This is a genomic window from Pedobacter sp., assembly GCF_045628745.1.
Lineage (GTDB): Bacteria > Bacteroidota > Bacteroidia > Sphingobacteriales > Sphingobacteriaceae > Pedobacter.
The window spans coordinates 1-2,210 of the sequence record NZ_JAZQPU010000051.1 but is presented as its reverse complement, the minus strand read 5'-3'; the positions used below and the strand labels follow the sequence as shown (position 1 = coordinate 2,210).

The window sequence follows — 2,210 nt, the reverse complement described above, 5'->3', positions numbered from 1 at the left end:
TCGGTCTGATTTCATGTTGTAAGCTTTCATCATTTCTTCGCGGATTAATCCGGGATGTGTGGTGCTCAACCACAGGTAATCATGTGGTCTACCCCAGTAAGAGCCATGGTAATAAACACCACTGCCACCATTTCTTTTACTATCTTCCGTATTGTTGAGTCTTTGAATGTAACCATAATTATCATCGGGCCACACTAAGGTTACATCTTCTGGAACTTTTAACCCTGCATTGTAAATATCGAGCACTTCTTTGTACACCACAAATGCTTGTGGGATGGTGGTGATGTTTTTGGGGATATGTTTCTCTAAAATGCCACGTTGATCTTTGAAAATTTGTGTGAGCAGAGGCACAATATCTTCCGTCTTTTTGACGCCCTCAATACCGCTGTCGTGTACGCCTCGCATACCCAGGGAGTAAATGGCATCATTGATACTGCTTTCTTTTACCCGCTGGTCCCAATAATTATAAACACGATCTTTATTGGTGATGTAATTGAAGTCGCCTTTTGAGGCATCCCATTCTCCCACATTGTTACGCAACATAGGCTCCGCATGTGACGAACCAATAACGATAGCATAGGCTGCGGCCACCTTTTTATTGTCGGCATAATGATAAAATGCTTTTGTGCTGGGGTGCATGGCCGGCCAGATCAGGTTTGCCTTTAAGCGGAGTAAAAGTTCAAAAACTTTAGCATAGGTTTTGGGACCAATATCCCCCGTTTCTGGTTCAAAAGTATTTTGTGCCCAGGGCTGTAAACCCCAGTCTTCATCATTGATAAAAACACCCCTGTACTTGACAGATGGCGATGAGGAAATATAATCTACAGCAGTTAATTTCAGCGTTGACTGTGTTTTGATAGCCACATCGGCCCACCAATACCATGGGGAAACACCTATTTTTTCTGATACATGAAATACCCCATAAGCGGTGCCTCTGCTGTCACTGCCGGCTATTAACAAGGCATTTTTAATGTTTTGAACAGGCTGTTGAAGCACTTTCAAACCAAAGGATTCCCAACCACCAGTCACTTCTTTTTTCAACGAAGAACCTATGGGTAGCAACATGCGCATCAAGTCGCCATCAATATTGCCAATAATAATGGCATTCGCTGTAGCTTTGGAAAGAGCTGTGACTACGACAGGTAATTGGTGTGTTACCCTATAAATATCTTGCTGCAGCAGGTAGGCGCTAATGGAATCTAAAAGCGGCCCTTTTTTGCTGTAGACGATGGACGTTTTTGTATTTTTTGCCGCAATGGTAAAATCTTGAGCAAAAGCTGTTTGTATAAAAAAAGAACAGCTTAGTGTGATGAAAAGTTGTTGAAAGAGCCGGGGTTTACTTAAAACTGTATTTTTAGGTGTTAGACACATAGTTATATTGGGTTGCTCAAACCTATATAAGACTAGTCAGTTTTGCAACCCTTGCCATCCTGTTCTTTACATTGTTACAGAACGCATCTTAAACTGTTTCTAATAAGGAAATCAGCAATAAATACGCTATTTATTATAACTCTTAAGAAGGTGCATTTCGCATGATGCAATTTCTATCTATTTTTTTACATTTACAATCTAATGCAGACCAAATTAATCTTTTATCTTTTTTTCTTACTGTTCTTTTTATCCTTCACGGCTTCTTTGGCACAAGAAGAACGCACACCACCTCTAGCTATAAAGGGGATTCTTGATTTACGAAAAACATCTTTTAAGGATGAAATTTCACTCGATGGGGAATGGCTTTTCTATTGGAATAAGTTAGCTGTAGCACACGATACTTCAGCCACAGGAGCTGTGCTTTTTAATTTTCCAGGACTTTGGACAGTGGCACAACCAGGTTTTGAAAAGAAACCTTCCTATGGTTTTGCGACTTATAAATTGATGGTATTGATGCCTACACTGTTAAAAGACCTGAGGGTTTTAGTGCCTGATACTTACAACGCTTACCGATTATACCTCAACAATGACCTTGTTGCTTCAGATGGCATGATCAGCAAAACGGCAAAAGGTTATGTGCCTCATTATGCTGAAAAAAACTTTGATATCCCTAAAAATACAGACACCCTTCGATTCACCTTACAAATTGCCAATTTCTCTCACAGTAAAGGTGGCATCACTAAACACCTAATTATAGGTGATAAAAAGCAAATTGATTTTGACAAAAACTTCTCTGACGCTATTGATTGGTTTCTGGCAGGATGTTTAATTATGGGTGG

The 2,210-nt window shown here is 40.0% G+C and carries 1 protein-coding gene and 1 pseudogene; one reads left to right on the top strand and one right to left on the bottom strand.

From position 1 onward, the window contains the following. The coding region (locus tag ACR2F7_RS02250) for a glycosyl hydrolase 115 family protein (RefSeq protein WP_432711986.1) at positions 1-1,371 on the bottom strand (1,371 nt) is incomplete at its 3' end. 201 nt (positions 1,372-1,572) lie between these two features. Here ACR2F7_RS02250 and ACR2F7_RS02245 point away from each other — a divergent pair. After that, a pseudogene (locus ACR2F7_RS02245) lies at positions 1,573-2,210 on the top strand (ATPase); the annotation flags it as partial.